Genomic DNA, 15,501 nt, shown 5'->3' on the forward strand with positions numbered 1-15,501 from the left:
GGGCGGGGGGGGGGGTGGGGGGGGGGGGGGGGGTGTGGGTTGGGGGGGGGGGGGGGTTTGGGGGGGGGCGGGGGGGGCTGCGCCGCGCGCGCCCGTTTCTTTCCCGGGGGCGTTGCGGCGGCTGGGGGCGGGGTCAGTCGTCGTGGTGGTGGTGGGTGGGGCCGGATTGGGCGGCTTCGACGGTGTGGTGGAGGTCGGCCGTGGCTTCGAGGGTGGCGGCGGTGGTGAGGGTGAGGCAGGTGGCGAGGGCGAGGGCGGCGATGTGGCGGCGGGTGGGGGTGGGGCGGGGGTGGAGGAGGGCGGCGACGCGGCGGGGGACGGGGCCGGAGTGGGCGGCGGCGACGAGGCGGGGGCGGGCGGGCCAGGGGGAGCGGCTGGCGGCGAGGGCGGCGCGGCCGACGGCGCGGGCGGTGACGGTGCGGTCGCCGACGTGGGTGGCGGCGGCTTCGTCGGCCCAGCGTTCGAGGTGGTAGGCGAGGGGGGTGCGGAGGGGGCGGAGGGCGGGGTGGAGGACGGCGGCGTGTTCGGCGAGGGCGAGGAAGAGGTGGTGGCGGGCGGTGAGGTGGGCGCGTTCGTGGGCGAGGAGGGCGGCGCGTTCGGGGGCGTCGAGGGCGCGGAGCATGCCGGAGGTGACGACGATGTGGCCGGGTTCGCCGAGGCGGCCGGGGAGGGCGAAGGCGTCGGCGCGGTCGTCGTCGAGGACGGCGAGCGGGGGCTCGTCGGGGTGGAGGAGGTCGAGGAGGCGGCGAGGGGCGCGTGGGGGGTGTACGGCGGCGCGGGCGGTGCGCAGGTCGTGGCGGTGGCGCCGGGTGGTGCGGACGGCGAGGGCGGTGAGGGCCGTCAGGGCGAGGCCCGCGACCGCGGCGGCGGGTGGGGCGAAGGGGGAGGAGGCGGTGAGCCAGGGCAGGGAGAGGTGGCCGAGGGCGGCGACCGGGGGGAGTTGGAGGAGGCCGGCGGCGGCGAGGAGGCCGAGGGAGCAGACGGTGCCGCCGGCGAGGACGGCGGCGGTGCCCGCGAGGGTCCAGGCGGCGGCGCGGGGTGGGAGGGCGTCGGCGAGGCGGCGGGCGAGGGGGGCGGCGAGGAAGGGCAGGAGGAGGGGTGCCCAGACGGCGAGCATCACGGGGCGGCCGCCGATCCGCCGTCGCCGAGGAGGTCGCGCAGGAGCTGTTCGTCCTCGGCGGAGAGGTCGGAGACGAAGCGGGCGAGCACGGTCGAGCGGTCGGCCTCGCGGCCGAGCTCGGTGTGCATGCGGCGGGCGGCGAGGCCGGCGGTGTCCTGGACGGTGGGGGTGTAGGCGTAGGCGCGGCCGGCGCGGGTGCGCTCGAGGGTGCCCTTGTCGTGGAGCCGGGCGAGGATCGTGGCGATGGTGGTGCGGGCGAGGTCGCCGCCGAGGGCGGCCTGCACGTCCTGCGGGGTCATCGGCTGTCTCGCGGACCAGAGCGCGGCCAGCACCTCGGCCTCCAGCTCCCCGGCGGGGCGGCGGGCGGACGGTACGTCGGACATGGCGGCGCTTCCTCCAAGAATCGTCTACAGTCTTGTAGACCGTCTACGTGATTGTAGACGGTGGGATGGGCCCGGGTCCGGGCCGCCCTCCAACGTACGGGAGGTCTGTCGGCCTTGCTCCAGTTCCTTGCCGATCCTGCTCACCTCGCGGTGAATCCGCTGGACGCGTCCTCGCTGCTCGCCGCCTTCGGCGCGCTCGGGATCGCGGTGGTGCTCTTCGCCGAGACGGGTCTGCTGGTGGGGTTCTTCCTGCCCGGCGACTCGCTGCTGTTCACCGCGGGGTTGTTGTGCGTGCCGGGTGCCACGAAGGGGCCGCAGTTGCACCTGTGGCAGGTGCTGCCCGCGGCGTTGGTGGGGGCGTTGGTCGGGGCGCAGGTGGGTTATGTGATCGGGCGGCGCGGGGGCCGGGCGCTGCTGGCGCGGACGAAGCGGCGGAGCCTGCTGGAGGGCGTGCAGCGGGCGGAGGAGCTGCTGGGGAAGTACGGGCACGGCAAGGCGATCGTGCTGGCCAGGTTCATCCCGGTGGTCCGAACGGTGCTGAATCCGCTCTGCGGCGTGCTCGAAGTGCCGGTGCGCTCGTTCACCCTGTGGCAGGTGACGGGCGGCGTGGTCTGGACGGTCGGCGTGGTGCTCGCCGGGTACACGCTCGGGTCGTCCATCCCGGGGATCGACCAGTACCTGCTGCCGATCATCGGTCTGGTAGTAGTTGTGTCCGTGCTCCCCATTGTTCTCGAACTGTTCCGCGCCCGTAAGGCGCGCCGTCACGGAGGTGACGTGTGACGTCGGTAAGGGCTCTCGCTGCGTACGACGGCAGCGGCATCGACGGTGGTCTCTACAGCCGGGTGAACCGGTGGGCCCAGGAGGCCCCGCACTGGCTGGACGAGGTGATCAAGGTCTGGTCGGCGATCGGGCTCGGCCTGTTCGCCGTGTTCATGGTGTACGCCTGGTGGCGGGCGCGGGGTGCGGACTCGGTGACGATGGCGAGGGTGCTGGCCTCGCCGGTCGTCGTCGTCATCGCGTACCTGGTGAACTCCGGGCTGAAGAGCGTGGTGGCGGAGACCCGGCCCTGCGCGCAGATCGCCGGCAGCGTCTCCTTGGAGACCTGTCCGGGGGCCGGGGACTGGTCCTTCCCCAGTAACCACACGGTGATCGCCTTCGCGGCGGCGATGGCGCTCTGGTTCGCGGACCGGCGGCTCGGCAAGATCGCCCTGGTCTTCGCGGTGCTGATGGGCGCCTCCCGGGTCTGGGTCGGCGTGCACTACCCGCACGACGTGGCGGTCGGCGCGGTGATGGGCGTCGTGGTGGCGCTGCTGCTGTCCCCGCTGGTGCGGCGCTGCGCGCCGCTGGTGGACCGGATGCGGGCCTCCGCGCTGCGTCCGCTGCTCGGGCCCGGGGCGCAGCCGGTGGCGGCGCACGGGTACGAGGCCGCCGGAGCTCGACGGTACTGAGGCGCAGCCGTTCCGCCTCTTGTCCGATTTCGGACGGCGGGTGGAGCATGTGAGCCGGGCGTGGGGCCCCTTTCGCGAGGGGCGCCCGCCCGGCTCAGTCGTGCTCGGGGCGCGAGGGCGCCTGCCGGAGAGGGAGTGGCCGCATGCCGTACCGACTGGACATCACGCAGGGGGACTGGCCGGCCGACCTGCTGCACAAGGGCGTCGAGGGCCTGCTGGCCGAGGCCATGGTGCTCACCCTCGCCACGGCCGGTCACGAGCACGGGCCGCACGCCAACCTCGCGTTCTTCGCGTACGACGAGGATCTGGTCCTCTACTTCGTGAGCGAGCGTTCCACTCGGCACAGCCACCACCTCGCGGAGGAGGCCCGTGCGGCCGCCACCGTGTTCCTGCCGCCGCCGGCCTTCGGCGAGCAGTTGCGCGGGCTGCAGCTGACCGGCAGCGCGGGCGAGGCCTGGGGGCGGCAGGCGGAGGCGGCACTGGCGGCGTACCAGGGGCGGTACCCGTCCTTCGCGCAGGACGAGGAGACGCGGCGGCAGTACCTCACCGGGGGCGGGGCGGCGGCGCTGTACCGGTTCCAGGTGGAGGAGCTGACGGCGGTGGACGAGCCGAACTTCGGGCGGCGCAACTATCTGCGGGGGCGGGTGGTGAGGTGATGGTGCTGGTCCGGCGCTGACGGCGGCCCGAGGTTACTCCCGGGTTGTATGTACAACTTTTCAGGTGATTCATCTGGGGGACGTCGTTCGGACGCCCCTCGGACACCTGGGCGCACCAGCCTGGCCGCCATGAGAGTCATCGTCGTAGGAGCAGGCGTGCTCGGCAGCATGCACGCCTGGCAGGCCGTCGAGCGCGGTCACGAGGTCGTCCACCTGGAGCGCGAGAGCGAGGCGCGCGGCGCCTCCGTCCGCAACTTCGGGCTGGTGTGGGTCAGCGGTCGCGCGCAGGGCGAGGAGCTGGACACCGCGCTGCGCGCCCGCGAGCTGTGGCAGGAGATCGGCGCCAAGGTGCCCGACCTCGGGTTCCGGGCCAACGGCTCGTTGACGGCGATCCGTACGGAGGCCGAGCTGGCGGTGGCCGAGCAGGCGCTGACCCTGCCGGACGCCGCCGCCCGTGGCTACAAGCTGCTCGACGCCGACGAGACCCGTGCGGCGAATCCCGCCCTGCGCGGGGAGCTGTTGGGCGCGCTGTGGTGCGAGCGCGACGCCGCCGTCGAGCCGCGCACCGCGCAGCCGGCGCTGCGGGCCGCGTTGCGGGCCAGCGGCCGCTACACCTTCCTGCCCGGGCGCGAGGTCCGCGAGGTCATCGGCGAGAACGCCGTCCGCGACGACCACGGCGACGTCCACACCGGCGACCTGGTGATCCTCTGCACCGGTGCCTGGCTCGGCGGGCTCGTCCGCGAGCTGGCCCCCGAACTGCCCGTGCGCCGCGTCCGGCTGCAGATGATGCAGACCGACCCGCTCGGCGAGACCCTCACCACGGCGGTGGCCGACGGCGACAGCTTCCGGTACTACCCGGCCTTCGCCGGTACGGCCCTCGACCGGCTGAAGGAGGTCCAGCCGCAGGGGCCGGTGGCCGCCGAGCACAAGATGCAGCTGCTCATGGTGCAGCGCCGCGACGGCGGGCTCACCGTCGGGGACACCCACGAGTACGACCAGCCGTTCGGCTTCGACGTGGTCGAGGACCCGTACGACCACGTCAAGGAGGTCGCGGAGAGCCTGCTCGGCCGCCCGCTGCCGCGCATCCGCCGCCGCTGGGCCGGGGTGTACGCGCAGTGCGTGGACACCACCCGCGTCGTGCACCGCGAGCGCGTCCGGGACGCCGTCTGGCTCGTCACCGGCCCCGGCGGGCGCGGCATGACCTGCTCCCCGGCCATCGCCGAGACCACCGCCGAACTCGCCAACCTGTAAGGACGATGGACATGACTGACGACATCCGACTGGTCGTGCTCGACATGGCCGGTACGACCGTGGCCGACGACGGCCTCGTCGAGCAGGCCTTCACCGCCGCCGCGGCCGAGCTGGGCGTCGAGGCCGGCACCCCCGAGTTCGAGCCGATGCTGGCGCACGTGCGGGCCACCATGGGCGAGTCCAAGATCTCGGTGTTCCGCCACCTGTTCGGGGACGAGGAGAAGGCGCAGCGCGCCAACCTCGCCTTCGAGGCCGCGTACCACGACCTCGTCGACGCCGGCCACTGCGAGGCGCTCCCGGGCGCGGCCGAGGCCATCGCCGAACTGCGGGGCCAGGGGCGCAAGGTGGTCCTCACCACCGGGTTCTCGCGCGCCACGCAGGACCGCATCCTGGCGGCGCTGGGGTGGCAGGACATCGCCGACCTCACCCTCTGCCCCGCCGAGGCCGGGCGCGGCCGCCCGTACCCGGACCTGGCGCTGACGGCCCTGCTGCGTACGGGAGTCGACTCCGTGCGGCAGGTCGCGGTGGTCGGGGACACCGGCTACGACATGCTGACCGGCACGCGGGCGGGTGCGTCGATCGTCGCCGGGGTGCTGACGGGCGCCCACGACGAGGCCCGCCTGCGGGCGGACGGGGCCACGCACGTGCTGGGGTCGATCGCCGAACTGCCTGGTCTGCTGGGCTAGTCGCGGGAACTGCGGGGCGGGCGGAGTCGAGGGGGCTCCGCCCGTCCGGCGTTTCGGGGGGAAGTGTTCTCAGAGGAGGACGTTGTTTCAGAGGAGGACGTAGAGCGCGGCGCCGAGGGCGAGGAAGGCGAGGCCGACCGCGAGGGGGACGCGGACGCGGGGCGTGTAGCGGCCGCCGCCGGTGTCCAGCCAGCCGAGGAAGGCGGGCATCGAGAGCAGGTAGGCGACCGAGACGATGACCGCCGCGCTCGGGGAGTGCCTGCTGAGGAGGAAGAACAGCAGCCAGAGCGTGTCGTACGCGGCCGCGACCGCCGCGAGGCGCAGGCCGGTCTGTCGGCGGAGCCGCTGGGCGGTGGCACGGAGGCGTTCGGCGGGGCGTCGCCCCGGCGAGGGGCCGGGGCGGGGCGGTCGGGGGCGGCGGGCGGACCAGGGGATGACGGCGGCGGTGAGCGCGGTGCCGCCGAGGAAGCCCAGCAGGCCGGCGGGGGAGCCGGCCTCGCCGGGGAGCTTGGGGGCGACGCGGCCGGCCGGGTCCATGCGGACGGTGACGTGGTCGCCGGGGGCGAAGCGGGGGGAGCCCTGCTCCAGTGGGCCGCCGGGGACGGTGCCGGTGCCGTCCTGGGAGAGGGTGTAGAACCAGGCCTTCGAGCCGTGGCCGGTGTCCTTGACCTTCTCGTGGACGACGACGGCGGTCACGTCCCGGCCCGTGCTCAGGGCGAGGTTGTTCCAGGCGGTGATGCCCGACAGGAAGGTGACGAAGCCGACGACGCCCACCAGCAGGCCCGTGGCGGCGTCGGGCTCGCGGCCGTCCCCGGGGACGGCCGCGAGCCCGACGGTCATGAGCAGCGGGTAGAGGAACCCCAGCAGCGCGGCGAGCGTCCAGCTGACGTACACCGCCAGGGCGACCAGGCCGAGGATCACGGCGGTCGAGGCGGCGAGGAGGACGAGGGCGCGGCGCGGCCTCATCCGAAGGCCTTCCGGATCCTGTCCCACTGCTCCGGCGGCAGGTCGTCGGCCGTCGTGTCCCGGGGCGGGTGGAAGGAGATCCCGTTGACGGCGGCGACGATCGCCGACACCCACTCGTCCCAGTACTCGACCTGCTCGGTGGTGAAGACGGCCGCGACCACGTGGGGGGACCACGGGTGCGGGACCAGGAACTCCGCCTGGCGGACGGTCGGGGCGAACGGCTCGGCCGTCCGGCAGACCGACTCCGGAACCGGCGCCGGAAGGTCGCGGACGGCCACCACCGTGCGCCCGATGGGGAGTTCGAGCACGCCGACGCCCGCCTCCGGCCAGGCTTCGGCCAGTCGGGCGGCGGCCCTGCGGGGGTAGCTGCCGGGTGCGCCGAGGTCCTCCGGCCGGACGAAGACGGAGAACATCCCGTGGACGACCGCGCCGTCCGTGGCCCGGCCCAGGCAGAGCGAGAGGTGGACGACGCCCTCGCGCAGCTGTGCCTGGAGAGCGGTCTCGGCGGCGACGACCAGGCCGAGCTTCTCGTCCGGGCGGGCGGCGGCGAACGCGGCCTCCACGCCGTTCGCGATCAGGTCCGTCCGGTCGGCGGGGTCTTGCTCCAGGTCGATGGTGGTGAAGCCCTCCGGCAGCGACAGCCAGAGGCGGGGCGTCTCGGTGGTCACTGGTGGGCCACCCAGTCCCAGGTCGTGCCGAAGGCGTTGCCGAGGGCGAGCAGTCCGCCGACGGCCTTGGCGGGCTTGCTGCCGCCCCAGGCCATGCCGGTGCCGCCGATGACGTTGGCCGTGCCGGTGGTGTTGTTGACGTTGTTGCTGAGGTCGTCGCTGGGATTGTCGTGGAAGAGGGCGACGGCGGTCGGGGCGGTCAGGCCGAGGGTGGCCGCGGCCTGCGCGCCGTCCGAGATGTTCTCGGCGGTGTGCTGGGCGACCCCGAACTTGAGCGCCTGCTTCTCGACCGCGAACTTGAACACCGGGTTGGACGGGTCGAGGTACTTGATTCCCTTGGTCTCGTGGACGGTTGTCGACGCCCCCGCCTTCAACCCGCCCCTCAGCGCGGTCAGTCCGCCCTTGCCCGCCGCGCCCAGGAGCGGGAAGGCGCCGAGGATGTCGCCGGACAGGGTGAGGTAGTTGCCCAGCTTGTCCCAGCCGACGGGCCACAGCCCCGAGACGCCGTACTGCCGCGCGTGCGCCCCCGCCGCCGCCAGGCTCAGGGCGACGGCCGCCAGGGCCAGCGGCGGGAAGAAGATCGCCGCGACGCCCGCGACGCTCGCCGCGACCGTCAGCAGGTCGGCGCCGTGCTTGTCGAGCCAGTCGCCGACCTTGTCCAGCCAGCCGGGCTCCGGCGGGGCCTTGCTGTCGGCGGCCTTGCGGATGGCGGCGGCCGTCTTGCGGGCGTCGCCGCTGTGGGTGGTGTGGAGGGTGGCGCCCTGGCTGAGGAGGTGCTGGAGGCTGTCGCGGGCGCTGGTGAGGGTGGCGGCGGTCTCGTCGAGGTGCTTCCTGGCCGCCTCGTAGCGGGACTTGGCGGCGGCCAGGGAGGCGTCGTCGGGGAAGCTCTGGCCCGCGAGCTTGAGGTCGGGGTGGGCGGCGGCGCTCGTGTGCGCCTGCTCGGCCTCGCCCCGGTGCTGCCGGGCGAGGGCGGCGGAGCGCTCCAACTCCGTTGCTTTGGGCTGGTGTTCGGTGAGCGCCTTGTACCAGGTGTCGAGGGCGCCGTAGGCGGCGGTGAGCGAGTCGGAGGCGTCGCCGAGGTAGCCGGGCAGGGGGCCGAACTGTTCGGCGAACTTGTCGGCGGCCGTGCCGGTCCACCGGCCCTCGTGGTGGGAGATCTGGCCGAGGGTGGTGCGGATGCCGCCCAGGTGCTGGGCGACGCGGCGCAGGGTGGCGCTCAGGGCGGCGACGGCGGCCTGGTCGCCCGGGGCCGGGTTGAAGCCGAGGCCGGGCCAGTCGTTCTTCGGGCTGCTGTTCTTCGGGTCGCCCATCAACTGCTCGCCGGGGTCAGGGCCTTGAGGATGCTCTGCTCGGTGCCGTCGTAGTTGCGCTGGATCTGCTCCAGGCCCTTGACGAGCTCCTTGACGGACTCGCGGAGCTTGCCGAGCCCGTAGTCCCAGGTGTCCTGGAAGTGCTTGCCGGCGTCCTCCAGGAAGTCGTAGCCGAGCCCGGATCGGCTCGCGCCCTTCAACGCCTTCAGACCCTGGTCGAGTTCGTCGCCGCAGCCCTTGAGGTCCTTGCAGAGCTGGGCGAGGAACTCGGGGCTGACTGTGAAGTCGGCCATGGAACCCCCGTGTTGATGATCACTGTGCCTCGGCGAGAGGCTAGCCGGGGGTTCGTGTGCGGCCGGTCGCCCTTGACGAGTCCCGTACGGGCTCCATACGGACTTCGTTCGCGAGGGGTGTGGGTTCAGAGAGTTGGGGCGAGGCAGAGGAGCGCCGTGCCGGTGAGGAGGAGCGCGAGGGCGTGCCGGGCGGTGGGCCTGTCGTAGAGCGGGGTGGTGACGGTGAGGAGGGCCAGGAAGTAGAGCAGGTACAGCGCGTGGGTGAGGGGCCGGCCGACGGTGTGGCGGGCGAGGGCGGTGGCGGCGAGCCAGGGGGCGGAGAGGGCGGCCCAGAGGAGGGTGGTGCGCAGGGCGCCGAGGCGGGCGGCGCGGGAGCGGACGGCCGGGGGGACGGCGAGGAGACGTTCGCGCAGGGGGCTGGCGGGCCGGGCGGCGAGGCCGGTGGCGACCACGGCGAGGACGAGGGCGAGCAGGGTGACGGCGGCCCAGAAGACGTCGGTGGCCAGGTCGATCTGCCCGGGGCGCCGTGGGCGGGCGGTCCCGTGAGGGTCGTAGCGGACGGTGACCGGGGAGCCGATCCGCAGGTCGTTGCGGCGCTGTTCGAGACGGCCGCCAGGGACGGGGGAGCCGTCGGGCAGTCGCAGGGCGTACTCCCAGGAGGGGGAGCGGGTGCCGGTGGTGCGTTCCACGTCGACGACGCGGGCGGTGGCGGTGGGCCCGGAGAGCACGGCCAGGTCGTCGCGGGGCAGGGTCGCGGCGCCGGCGGCGACGATCAGGGCCAGGGGGACGGCGACGGCGGCCGCGCAGCCGGTGCTCCCGCCGCGCAGGCGCTGGAGGCCGGAGGCCAGGGCGGCGGTGGCGGCGGCCAGGAGGGCGAGGCCGGCGGGCCAGCCGTACGCGCCGTGGGCGAGGGCCAGGCCGAGGGCGGCGAGCGGGGCGGCCGCGCCGAGGAGCGCGGTCAACGGGACGGAGCCTCGTCGCTGCCCGGTCATGGCACCCCCTGCCGCACGGTTGCGTCGGACCGGCCGAGCATAGCCCCGGCCGGTTCGCGGACGATCCGTGAGGCCGTGTCAGCGCTGCCAGAAGCGCTTCTTCGTGACCTTCTCGACCACGGCTGCGACGAAGAGCTCGGCGACGGGCGAGGGTCCGCGCCCGTAGTTGACGTGCCCGTTGGCGTCCCACTCGCCGAGGACGGTGTCCACGCTGCCGTCGATCGGGCTGATGCCGTGTTCGAGGGTGAGGTAGCGGACCTTCTTGGTGCCCTTGGGGTGCACGGCCGCGACGAAGTGGGCCTCGGTCGCGCCCTGCGGGGCGGGCAGGACGACCAGCAGGATGTTGTGGCCGTCGACCTGGAGGTGACGGCAGTCCAGGCCGTGGCTGGGCAGGCGGTGCTCGGGCGGGAGGGTCTGCCCGTAGTCCTCCCAGATGCCGACGACGACCGGCAGCAGGCTGCCCCCGTCCGGGGTGGGCGAGGCCAGCCGGGGGCCGTACTCCAGGACCTGGCGGGGGAGTTCGCGGTGCGCGAAGCGGTAGTGGTGAGGGCGTGGATCGGTCATGTGCCCACCGTAGCGGTGGAGTTGGGGCGGGGGTCAGCTGGTACGGATCCGGATCTCGCCGCCCCGGGTGGCGGAGGCCAGGTGGGTGCCGTCGGGGGAGAAGACCACGGCGGTGACGGTGTCGGTGTGATCGCGGAGGATGGCGAGGGCGGTGCCGGTGGCGGCGTCCCAGACGCGGACGGTGCGGTCCCGGCCGCCGGAGGCGATGCGGGCGCCGTCGGGGGAGAGGGCCACCGCGTGGACCTCGTCGGTGTGGCCGCCGAGGGAGGCGAGGTGGCGGCCGGTGGCGGCGTCCCAGATCCGTACGGTGCCGTCCTCGCTGCCGCTGACGACGCGCCGGCCGTCCGGGGTGACGGTGAGGGAACGGACGGTGTCGGCGTGGCCGTGGACGGTGGTGAGGTTGGCGCCGGTGGCGGCGTCCCAGATGCGGATGGTGCCGTCCTCGCTGCCGCTGACGACGCGTCGGCCGTCCGGGGTGTAGGCCACGGCGCGGACTTCCGCGGTGTGACCGCGGAGGGTGTTGAGGGCGGTGCGACTGCGGAACAGGGCGAGGCCGGAACCGGTGGCGGTGTCCCAGATCCGGACGGTGCGGTCCTGGCCGGCGGTGGCGATGTGCTTGCCGTCCGGGGAGTAGGTCATCGCGTGGACGTGGCCCGTGTGGCCCTTGAGGGTGCCGAGGGCGAGGACGAAGGCGGGACCGAAGCGGGAGGTGACGGGAGCGTGCAGTCGTACGGTGTGGTCCTGGCCGGCGGTGGCGATCTGTGATCCGCCGGGGGAGAAGGCCACGGCGGTGACGATGTCGTCGTGCCCCTTGACCACGGCGTCGAGTGCGCCGGTGGCCGCGTTCCACAGTCGCGCGGTGCAGTCGGTGGAACAACTCGCCAGGCGGGTGCCGTCGGGGGAGTACGCGAGCCCGCGCACGGTGAGGACGCGGGCGGGGAGGGTCGTGAGGTGCGTCCCGGTGGCGGCGTCCCAGATCCGTGCGGTGCCGTCCCAGGAGCCCGAGAGGAGGCGGGACCCGTCGGGCGAGTAGGCGACCGGGTGGACGTACTCGGTGTGGCCTTCGAGGGTGTGGAGGTGACGGCCGTCGGCCGCGCTCCAGATCCGTACGGTCTCGTCCCAGCTGCCGGTGGCGATGCGTCTGCCGTCGGGGGAGTACGCGACCGAGAGGACCGGGTCCTCGTGTCCTTCGAGCGTGGCGAGGTGCGTGCCGGTGGCGGCGTCCCAGATGCGCGCGGTCTCGTCCCCGCCGGCTGTGGCGATGCGCCGTCCGTCGGGGGAGTAGGCCAGGGAGGTGACCAGCCCGGTGTGCCCTTCGAGCCGGAGGAGCGGTTCGCGGGCGGAGAGGTTCCAGACGCACACGGTCCTGTCCTCGCCGCCCGCCGCGATGCGCCGTCCGTCGGGGGAGTAGGCGAGGGCGTGGACGTCCTGGTCGAGGCCGATGCGCGTCTTGAGGAGCTGGCCGGTGTTCGCGTTCCAGATCTTGACGGCCCCGGCCGTGGCGCCGGTGGCGAGGCTCGCGCTGTCGGGGGAGAACGCCACGGCCTGGAAGGGCCCGTGGAGGGTGAGGAGGTGTTCACCGGTGGTGGCGTCCCAGACGCGCGCGGTCTCGTCCCCGCCGACGGTGGCGATGCGCCTGCCGTCGGGGGAGTACGTCACCGCGGTGATCTCGCCCTCGTGGCCGTGGAGGGTGCTGACGTGCCGGCCGGTGGCGGCCGCGTACAGGTGCAGGCTGGACTTCGAACTGGCAACGGCGATGCGGGTGTTGTCGGGGGAGTACGCGGCCGCGTACACCGCGGCGGGATGGCCGTCCAGGATGCGGGTGGTGCGGTACGTGAGGGCGGGCGGGACGGTCGGCGCGAAGGCCGGGGCCGGCGGGACGGTGGGCGCGAAGGCGGGCGGCGGGGGCGGTACGGGCCGTCCCGCCAGGACGGCGCGCAGCGCCCGTACCGCCTCCTCGGCGGTGGTGCGCCGCGCCGGGTCCTTGTGCAGCAGCCCGCGCAGCAGCGCCTCCAGCGGCCCGGCGTACAGCGGGGGTGTGGGCTCCTCGGTGACGACGGCGTACATCATCGCCGCGAGGTTCGGCTGCTCGAACGGCAGCCGCCCCTCCAGCATCTGGTGGAGCGTGACCCCGACGGACCACAGGTCGGCGGCGGGCGTGAGCGGCTGGTTGCGCAGCAGCTCGGGGGCCTGGTGGGTGACGGTGCCGGGGGAGCCGTCCGTCCGGGTGAGGCTGGTGGCGCCCGGCAGGTGGGCGATCCCGAAGTCCGTCAGGACGATCCGCTCGCCCTCGATCAGGACGTTGCCGGGCTTGACGTCCCGGTGGACCACGCCGATCGCGTGCGCGGCGCTCAGGGCCTCCAGCACGGCCAGGCAGATCCGCGCGGCCTCCGCGACGGGCAGCCGGCCGCGCTCCTGGAGCAGGGCCGTCAGGGAGCTGCCCCGGACCAGCTCCATCACGATTACCGGGGCGCCCTGCCAGGGGACGGTGTCCCAGATGGTGATGACGTTCGGGTGGTGCCGCAGCCGGGCCATCGTCCTGGCCTCGCGCTGCGCCCAGGCGAGCAGGGCGGCGGCCGTGGCCTGGTCCGGGGGCAGGGTGACCGTCTTCAGCGCGACCTCGCAGGCCAGGCTCTCGTCCCAGCCGCGCCAGACCGTGCCCATGCCACCGCCGCCGAGGAACTCCAGCCTGCGGTACCGGCCGGCTATCAGCTCCTGCTGAGTGTCTGTCACCGGGGCACGATATCGGGTTGATCGGGTGGCGGGGAGGGGCGCCGGAGTGGGTGGTCGACATGTTCGACCACCCACAGGAGCAGGAAGTCGGGTCGGCCGACTTCCTGCTCATCGACGGCGGCGCCGGAGGACCACGCAGGTGGCGCGGGTCAGGAGAACGGTGCCGATGCAGACGATGAGGAGGAAGAGGAGGTTCGCCACGCCCGGGTGGTCGTGGCGAACCGGGTGAGCGGCGAGTTCGGCCAGGCCCGCGCTGGTCAGGACGGCGACGGCGGCGCCGAGCAGGGCGAGGGCGGCGGGCCGGTGTACTCGGGGCGGGTGGTCCACTCGATGCCGCCCCCGACGGGGCGGAGGTAGTAGCGGCCGCCGACGATGTCCATGAGGACGCCGGTGCGTCGGGCCTTGCGGTCGTGGAGGACATCGCCGAGACGGGGAGCATCGGGGGTCTGCGCGTTCATCGATCTCCGTCACCGCCCGGCCAGGGCGCGATCTCGTGCAGGCGGCGCAGGCGGAGGACGCCCTGGTAGGAGAGGGTGGCCAAGTCGCCCTGGACCTCGATGACTTCGGCCGGGAGAAGCGGTGCGCCCGGTGTGGTGATCCGCCACTCGGCGGGCGTCATGGTGACGGTCTCACCGACGGACGGCACCCACGGGTACCGTGCCCGCCGGGCACGCACACCGTCGCGGATGACGTCGACGAGCCGGACGACGACGTCCGGCCGGGCGGCGCCGAGGTCGATGAGCGCGACGCCGGTGGCCGCCGCGCTCTGCCAATCGACCGTGACGGAAGGGAGTTTGACGTCGGCGGCCGCGAGCGTGGAGAGCAGGTCGTCGTACGCGTCGGCCGTTTTGCGGCGGTCTCTGGCGGTGAGTCTGCGGAGCGCTGAACCCATGGCGATCACTCCTTGAGGAGGCGCGGGAGGGGTGGGCAGGGTGATCGACACGTCGGGCAAGTGCTGTGCGTAGTCGTGCCGACACGGAAAGCATGGCAGCAAGTGACGGCCATGCATAACCACTCCGCGAAATTTTCGCGAGTGGATTTATGTTCGATATCGCTTTCGAGAGCGCAGTTCCGCGTTGCTCCGCTATCGTCGGCCTCGTCCACCCCAAGGCTCCACTGCCGCAAGAGCGTTGCGCCCGGCGGCAGGTCGATCGGAGGAGCGGTACCGCACATGGCTGGAACCCGTGATCTCGCCTCGCCCACGTTGTGCCGACTGAAGCTGAGGCTCGAACTCCGCGCGCTGCGCGAGGAGATGGGCCTGACGGCCACCGAGGTCGCGAGAAGGGTCAGGTGGTCGGTCGCCAAGATGACCCGGCTCGAGACCGGCGAGGGCTGGGTGCAGCCCACGGACGTCGAGGCGTTGTGCCGGCTCTACGGCGCGAGCGAGGAGCAGACCGAACTGCTCGCCAACTACGCGATGGTGACGAAGACGAACCGGGACGAGTGGAAGAGCAAGGAGTACCAGCAGGTCATCCTGCCGGGTTTCTCGGCCTGGTTGGGGCTGGAGAGCGTGGCGGAGCAGGTGCGGACGTACGAGTCGGAGTACGTGCCAGGACTTCTTCAGACCGAGTCGTACATGCGGGAGTTGCTGCGCCACACGCGGAGGCCCCAGGAGGAGATCGACCGGCAGGTCGAGATCGGGCTCAAGCGACAGGCGATTCTGACCAGGGAGGACGGTCCGGCTCGCCTGAACGCCGTTCTCAACGAAGCCGTTCTCCGGAGGTCGCTGGGCGGCGCCGAACTCATGCGTGAGCAGCTCAACCACCTGGCGGGGCTGGCCACTCAAGCCAACATCAAGCTGCAGGTGGTGCCGTTCAGTGCCGGGTTCCATCCGGCGATGACGGGTTCGTTCACGGTGTTGAGCTTCGAGGACCCGAAGGTGGGGCCGATCGTGCATATCGAGGCGCTCGGTTCGGCGACGGTGATAGACGACCGTGAGCGCGTTCGAGGGTACGAGGACACGTGGGACGATCTGATCGGTACGGCGGCGAGCCACGACCGATCGATCAGCATGCTCAAGCGAGCAGCAAAGGAGTCCTGATGTCCCAGGTGCGCGGGTGGTTCAAGTCCAGTTACAGCAGCGAGCAGGGCGGCAACTGCGTGGAGGCGCTGCACGTGCCGTCCGGGATCGCGATCCGTGACTCGAAGGACAAGAGCGGCCCGAGCCTCCGGTTCAGCGCGGAGGCGTGGCAGAGCCTCGTCGCGGGCATCAAGGCCGGCGAGCTCAGCTAGGAGGAGACGTCATGCGCGTGCACGAGCAAACAGCCGAGTGGTTCAAGTCCAGTTACAGCAGTCAGCAAGGGGACAACTGCGTGGAGGCGCTGCATCTGGCGTCTGGGATCGCGATCCGTGACTCGAAGGACAAGAGCGGCCCGAGCCTCCGGTTCAGCGCGGAGGCGTGGCAGAGCCTCGTCGCGGGCATCAAGGCCGG

Annotated in this window: 20 protein-coding genes; 8 read left to right on the forward strand and 12 right to left on the reverse strand. The window is 73.2% G+C overall.

The window, feature by feature from the left end:
• Window positions 1–133: 133 nt before the first annotated feature.
• Both ACIRRS_RS37885 and ACIRRS_RS37890 read right to left on the reverse strand, forming a co-directional pair.
• The gene (locus ACIRRS_RS37885) at window positions 134–1,117 is read right to left on the reverse strand and encodes a M56 family metallopeptidase (RefSeq protein ID WP_402981542.1); all 984 of its coding nucleotides are present in this window, start codon (window positions 1,115–1,117) and stop codon (window positions 134–136) included.
• A complete protein-coding gene (locus ACIRRS_RS37890; protein WP_402981485.1) occupies window positions 1,117–1,503 on the reverse strand; it encodes a BlaI/MecI/CopY family transcriptional regulator in 387 nt (128 codons plus the stop codon). The genes ACIRRS_RS37885 and ACIRRS_RS37890 overlap by 1 nt, the downstream gene beginning before the upstream one ends.
• A 114-nt stretch (window positions 1,504–1,617) precedes the next feature.
• Here ACIRRS_RS37890 and ACIRRS_RS37895 point away from each other — a divergent pair, with 114 nt between their 5' ends.
• The 5 genes from ACIRRS_RS37895 (at window position 1,618) to ACIRRS_RS37915 (ending at window position 5,544) form a co-directional block, all read left to right on the forward strand.
• A complete protein-coding gene (locus ACIRRS_RS37895) occupies window positions 1,618–2,283 on the forward strand; it encodes a DedA family protein (RefSeq protein WP_402981488.1) in 666 nt (221 codons plus the stop codon).
• Window positions 2,280–2,951 carry a phosphatase PAP2 family protein gene (locus ACIRRS_RS37900; protein WP_402981491.1) on the forward strand — a complete coding sequence of 224 codons (672 nt, stop codon included), beginning with the start codon at window positions 2,280–2,282 and terminating at the stop codon, window positions 2,949–2,951. Before ACIRRS_RS37895 ends, ACIRRS_RS37900 begins: the two co-directional genes overlap by 4 nt.
• A gap of 143 nt (window positions 2,952–3,094) precedes the next feature.
• Complete coding sequence (locus ACIRRS_RS37905; RefSeq protein WP_402981494.1) at window positions 3,095–3,607, forward strand: pyridoxamine 5'-phosphate oxidase family protein; 513 nt, start codon at window positions 3,095–3,097, stop codon at window positions 3,605–3,607.
• A gap of 129 nt (window positions 3,608–3,736) precedes the next feature.
• On the forward strand, window positions 3,737–4,858 hold the full coding sequence (locus tag ACIRRS_RS37910; protein ID WP_402981497.1) for a TIGR03364 family FAD-dependent oxidoreductase: 1,122 nt from the start codon (window positions 3,737–3,739) through the stop codon (window positions 4,856–4,858).
• An 11-nt stretch (window positions 4,859–4,869) separates the two neighbouring features.
• Window positions 4,870–5,544: a phosphonatase-like hydrolase gene (locus tag ACIRRS_RS37915; protein ID WP_402981500.1), complete on the forward strand. Its 675-nt coding sequence runs from the start codon at window positions 4,870–4,872 to the stop codon at window positions 5,542–5,544.
• An 87-nt stretch (window positions 5,545–5,631) separates the two neighbouring features.
• Here ACIRRS_RS37915 and ACIRRS_RS37920 read toward each other — a convergent pair whose 3' ends face one another.
• From ACIRRS_RS37920 to ACIRRS_RS37965, 10 genes are all read right to left on the reverse strand, one after another.
• Window positions 5,632–6,510: a hypothetical protein gene (locus ACIRRS_RS37920; protein WP_402981503.1), complete on the reverse strand. Its 879-nt coding sequence runs from the start codon at window positions 6,508–6,510 to the stop codon at window positions 5,632–5,634.
• Window positions 6,507–7,178, reverse strand: coding sequence for a hypothetical protein (locus ACIRRS_RS37925; RefSeq protein WP_402981506.1), 672 nt, complete (start codon window positions 7,176–7,178; stop codon window positions 6,507–6,509). Before ACIRRS_RS37925 ends, ACIRRS_RS37920 begins: the two co-directional genes overlap by 4 nt.
• On the reverse strand, window positions 7,175–8,488 hold the full coding sequence (locus ACIRRS_RS37930; RefSeq protein WP_402981509.1) for a hypothetical protein: 1,314 nt from the start codon (window positions 8,486–8,488) through the stop codon (window positions 7,175–7,177). The genes ACIRRS_RS37925 and ACIRRS_RS37930 overlap by 4 nt, the downstream gene beginning before the upstream one ends.
• Window positions 8,488–8,781, reverse strand: a complete 294-nt coding sequence (locus ACIRRS_RS37935; RefSeq protein WP_402981512.1) for a hypothetical protein — start codon at window positions 8,779–8,781, stop codon at window positions 8,488–8,490. Before ACIRRS_RS37935 ends, ACIRRS_RS37930 begins: the two co-directional genes overlap by 1 nt.
• Before the next feature lie 125 nt (window positions 8,782–8,906).
• Complete coding sequence (locus tag ACIRRS_RS37940; RefSeq protein WP_402981515.1) at window positions 8,907–9,773, reverse strand: hypothetical protein; 867 nt, start codon at window positions 9,771–9,773, stop codon at window positions 8,907–8,909.
• A gap of 78 nt (window positions 9,774–9,851) precedes the next feature.
• Entirely contained in the window at window positions 9,852–10,337 is a 486-nt protein-coding gene (locus tag ACIRRS_RS37945; RefSeq protein ID WP_402981518.1) for a hypothetical protein, read from the reverse strand.
• A gap of 33 nt (window positions 10,338–10,370) precedes the next feature.
• The gene (locus tag ACIRRS_RS37950; RefSeq protein WP_402981521.1) at window positions 10,371–13,070 is read right to left on the reverse strand and encodes a protein kinase; all 2,700 of its coding nucleotides are present in this window, start codon (window positions 13,068–13,070) and stop codon (window positions 10,371–10,373) included.
• Window positions 13,071–13,178: 108 nt separating this feature from the next.
• On the reverse strand, window positions 13,179–13,397 hold the full coding sequence (locus ACIRRS_RS37955) for a hypothetical protein (RefSeq protein ID WP_402981524.1): 219 nt from the start codon (window positions 13,395–13,397) through the stop codon (window positions 13,179–13,181).
• Window positions 13,328–13,528: a hypothetical protein gene (locus ACIRRS_RS37960; protein WP_402981527.1), complete on the reverse strand. Its 201-nt coding sequence runs from the start codon at window positions 13,526–13,528 to the stop codon at window positions 13,328–13,330. The genes ACIRRS_RS37955 and ACIRRS_RS37960 overlap by 70 nt, the downstream gene beginning before the upstream one ends.
• A complete protein-coding gene (locus ACIRRS_RS37965) occupies window positions 13,525–13,962 on the reverse strand; it encodes a hypothetical protein (RefSeq protein WP_402981530.1) in 438 nt (145 codons plus the stop codon). Before ACIRRS_RS37965 ends, ACIRRS_RS37960 begins: the two co-directional genes overlap by 4 nt.
• A 279-nt stretch (window positions 13,963–14,241) precedes the next feature.
• Here ACIRRS_RS37965 and ACIRRS_RS37970 point away from each other — a divergent pair, with 279 nt between their 5' ends.
• From ACIRRS_RS37970 to ACIRRS_RS37980, 3 genes are all read left to right on the forward strand, one after another.
• Complete coding sequence (locus ACIRRS_RS37970) at window positions 14,242–15,111, forward strand: helix-turn-helix domain-containing protein (RefSeq protein ID WP_402981533.1); 870 nt, start codon at window positions 14,242–14,244, stop codon at window positions 15,109–15,111.
• Window positions 15,111–15,302: a DUF397 domain-containing protein gene (locus ACIRRS_RS37975; RefSeq protein WP_402981536.1), complete on the forward strand. Its 192-nt coding sequence runs from the start codon at window positions 15,111–15,113 to the stop codon at window positions 15,300–15,302. The genes ACIRRS_RS37970 and ACIRRS_RS37975 overlap by 1 nt, the downstream gene beginning before the upstream one ends.
• A gap of 11 nt (window positions 15,303–15,313) precedes the next feature.
• Window positions 15,314–15,501: DUF397 domain-containing protein (locus ACIRRS_RS37980; RefSeq protein WP_402981539.1), on the forward strand; the 188-nt coding region annotated here is incomplete at its 3' end.

This window comes from Kitasatospora sp. NPDC101183 (genome assembly GCF_044767945.1).
GTDB lineage: Bacteria > Actinomycetota > Actinomycetes > Streptomycetales > Streptomycetaceae > Kitasatospora.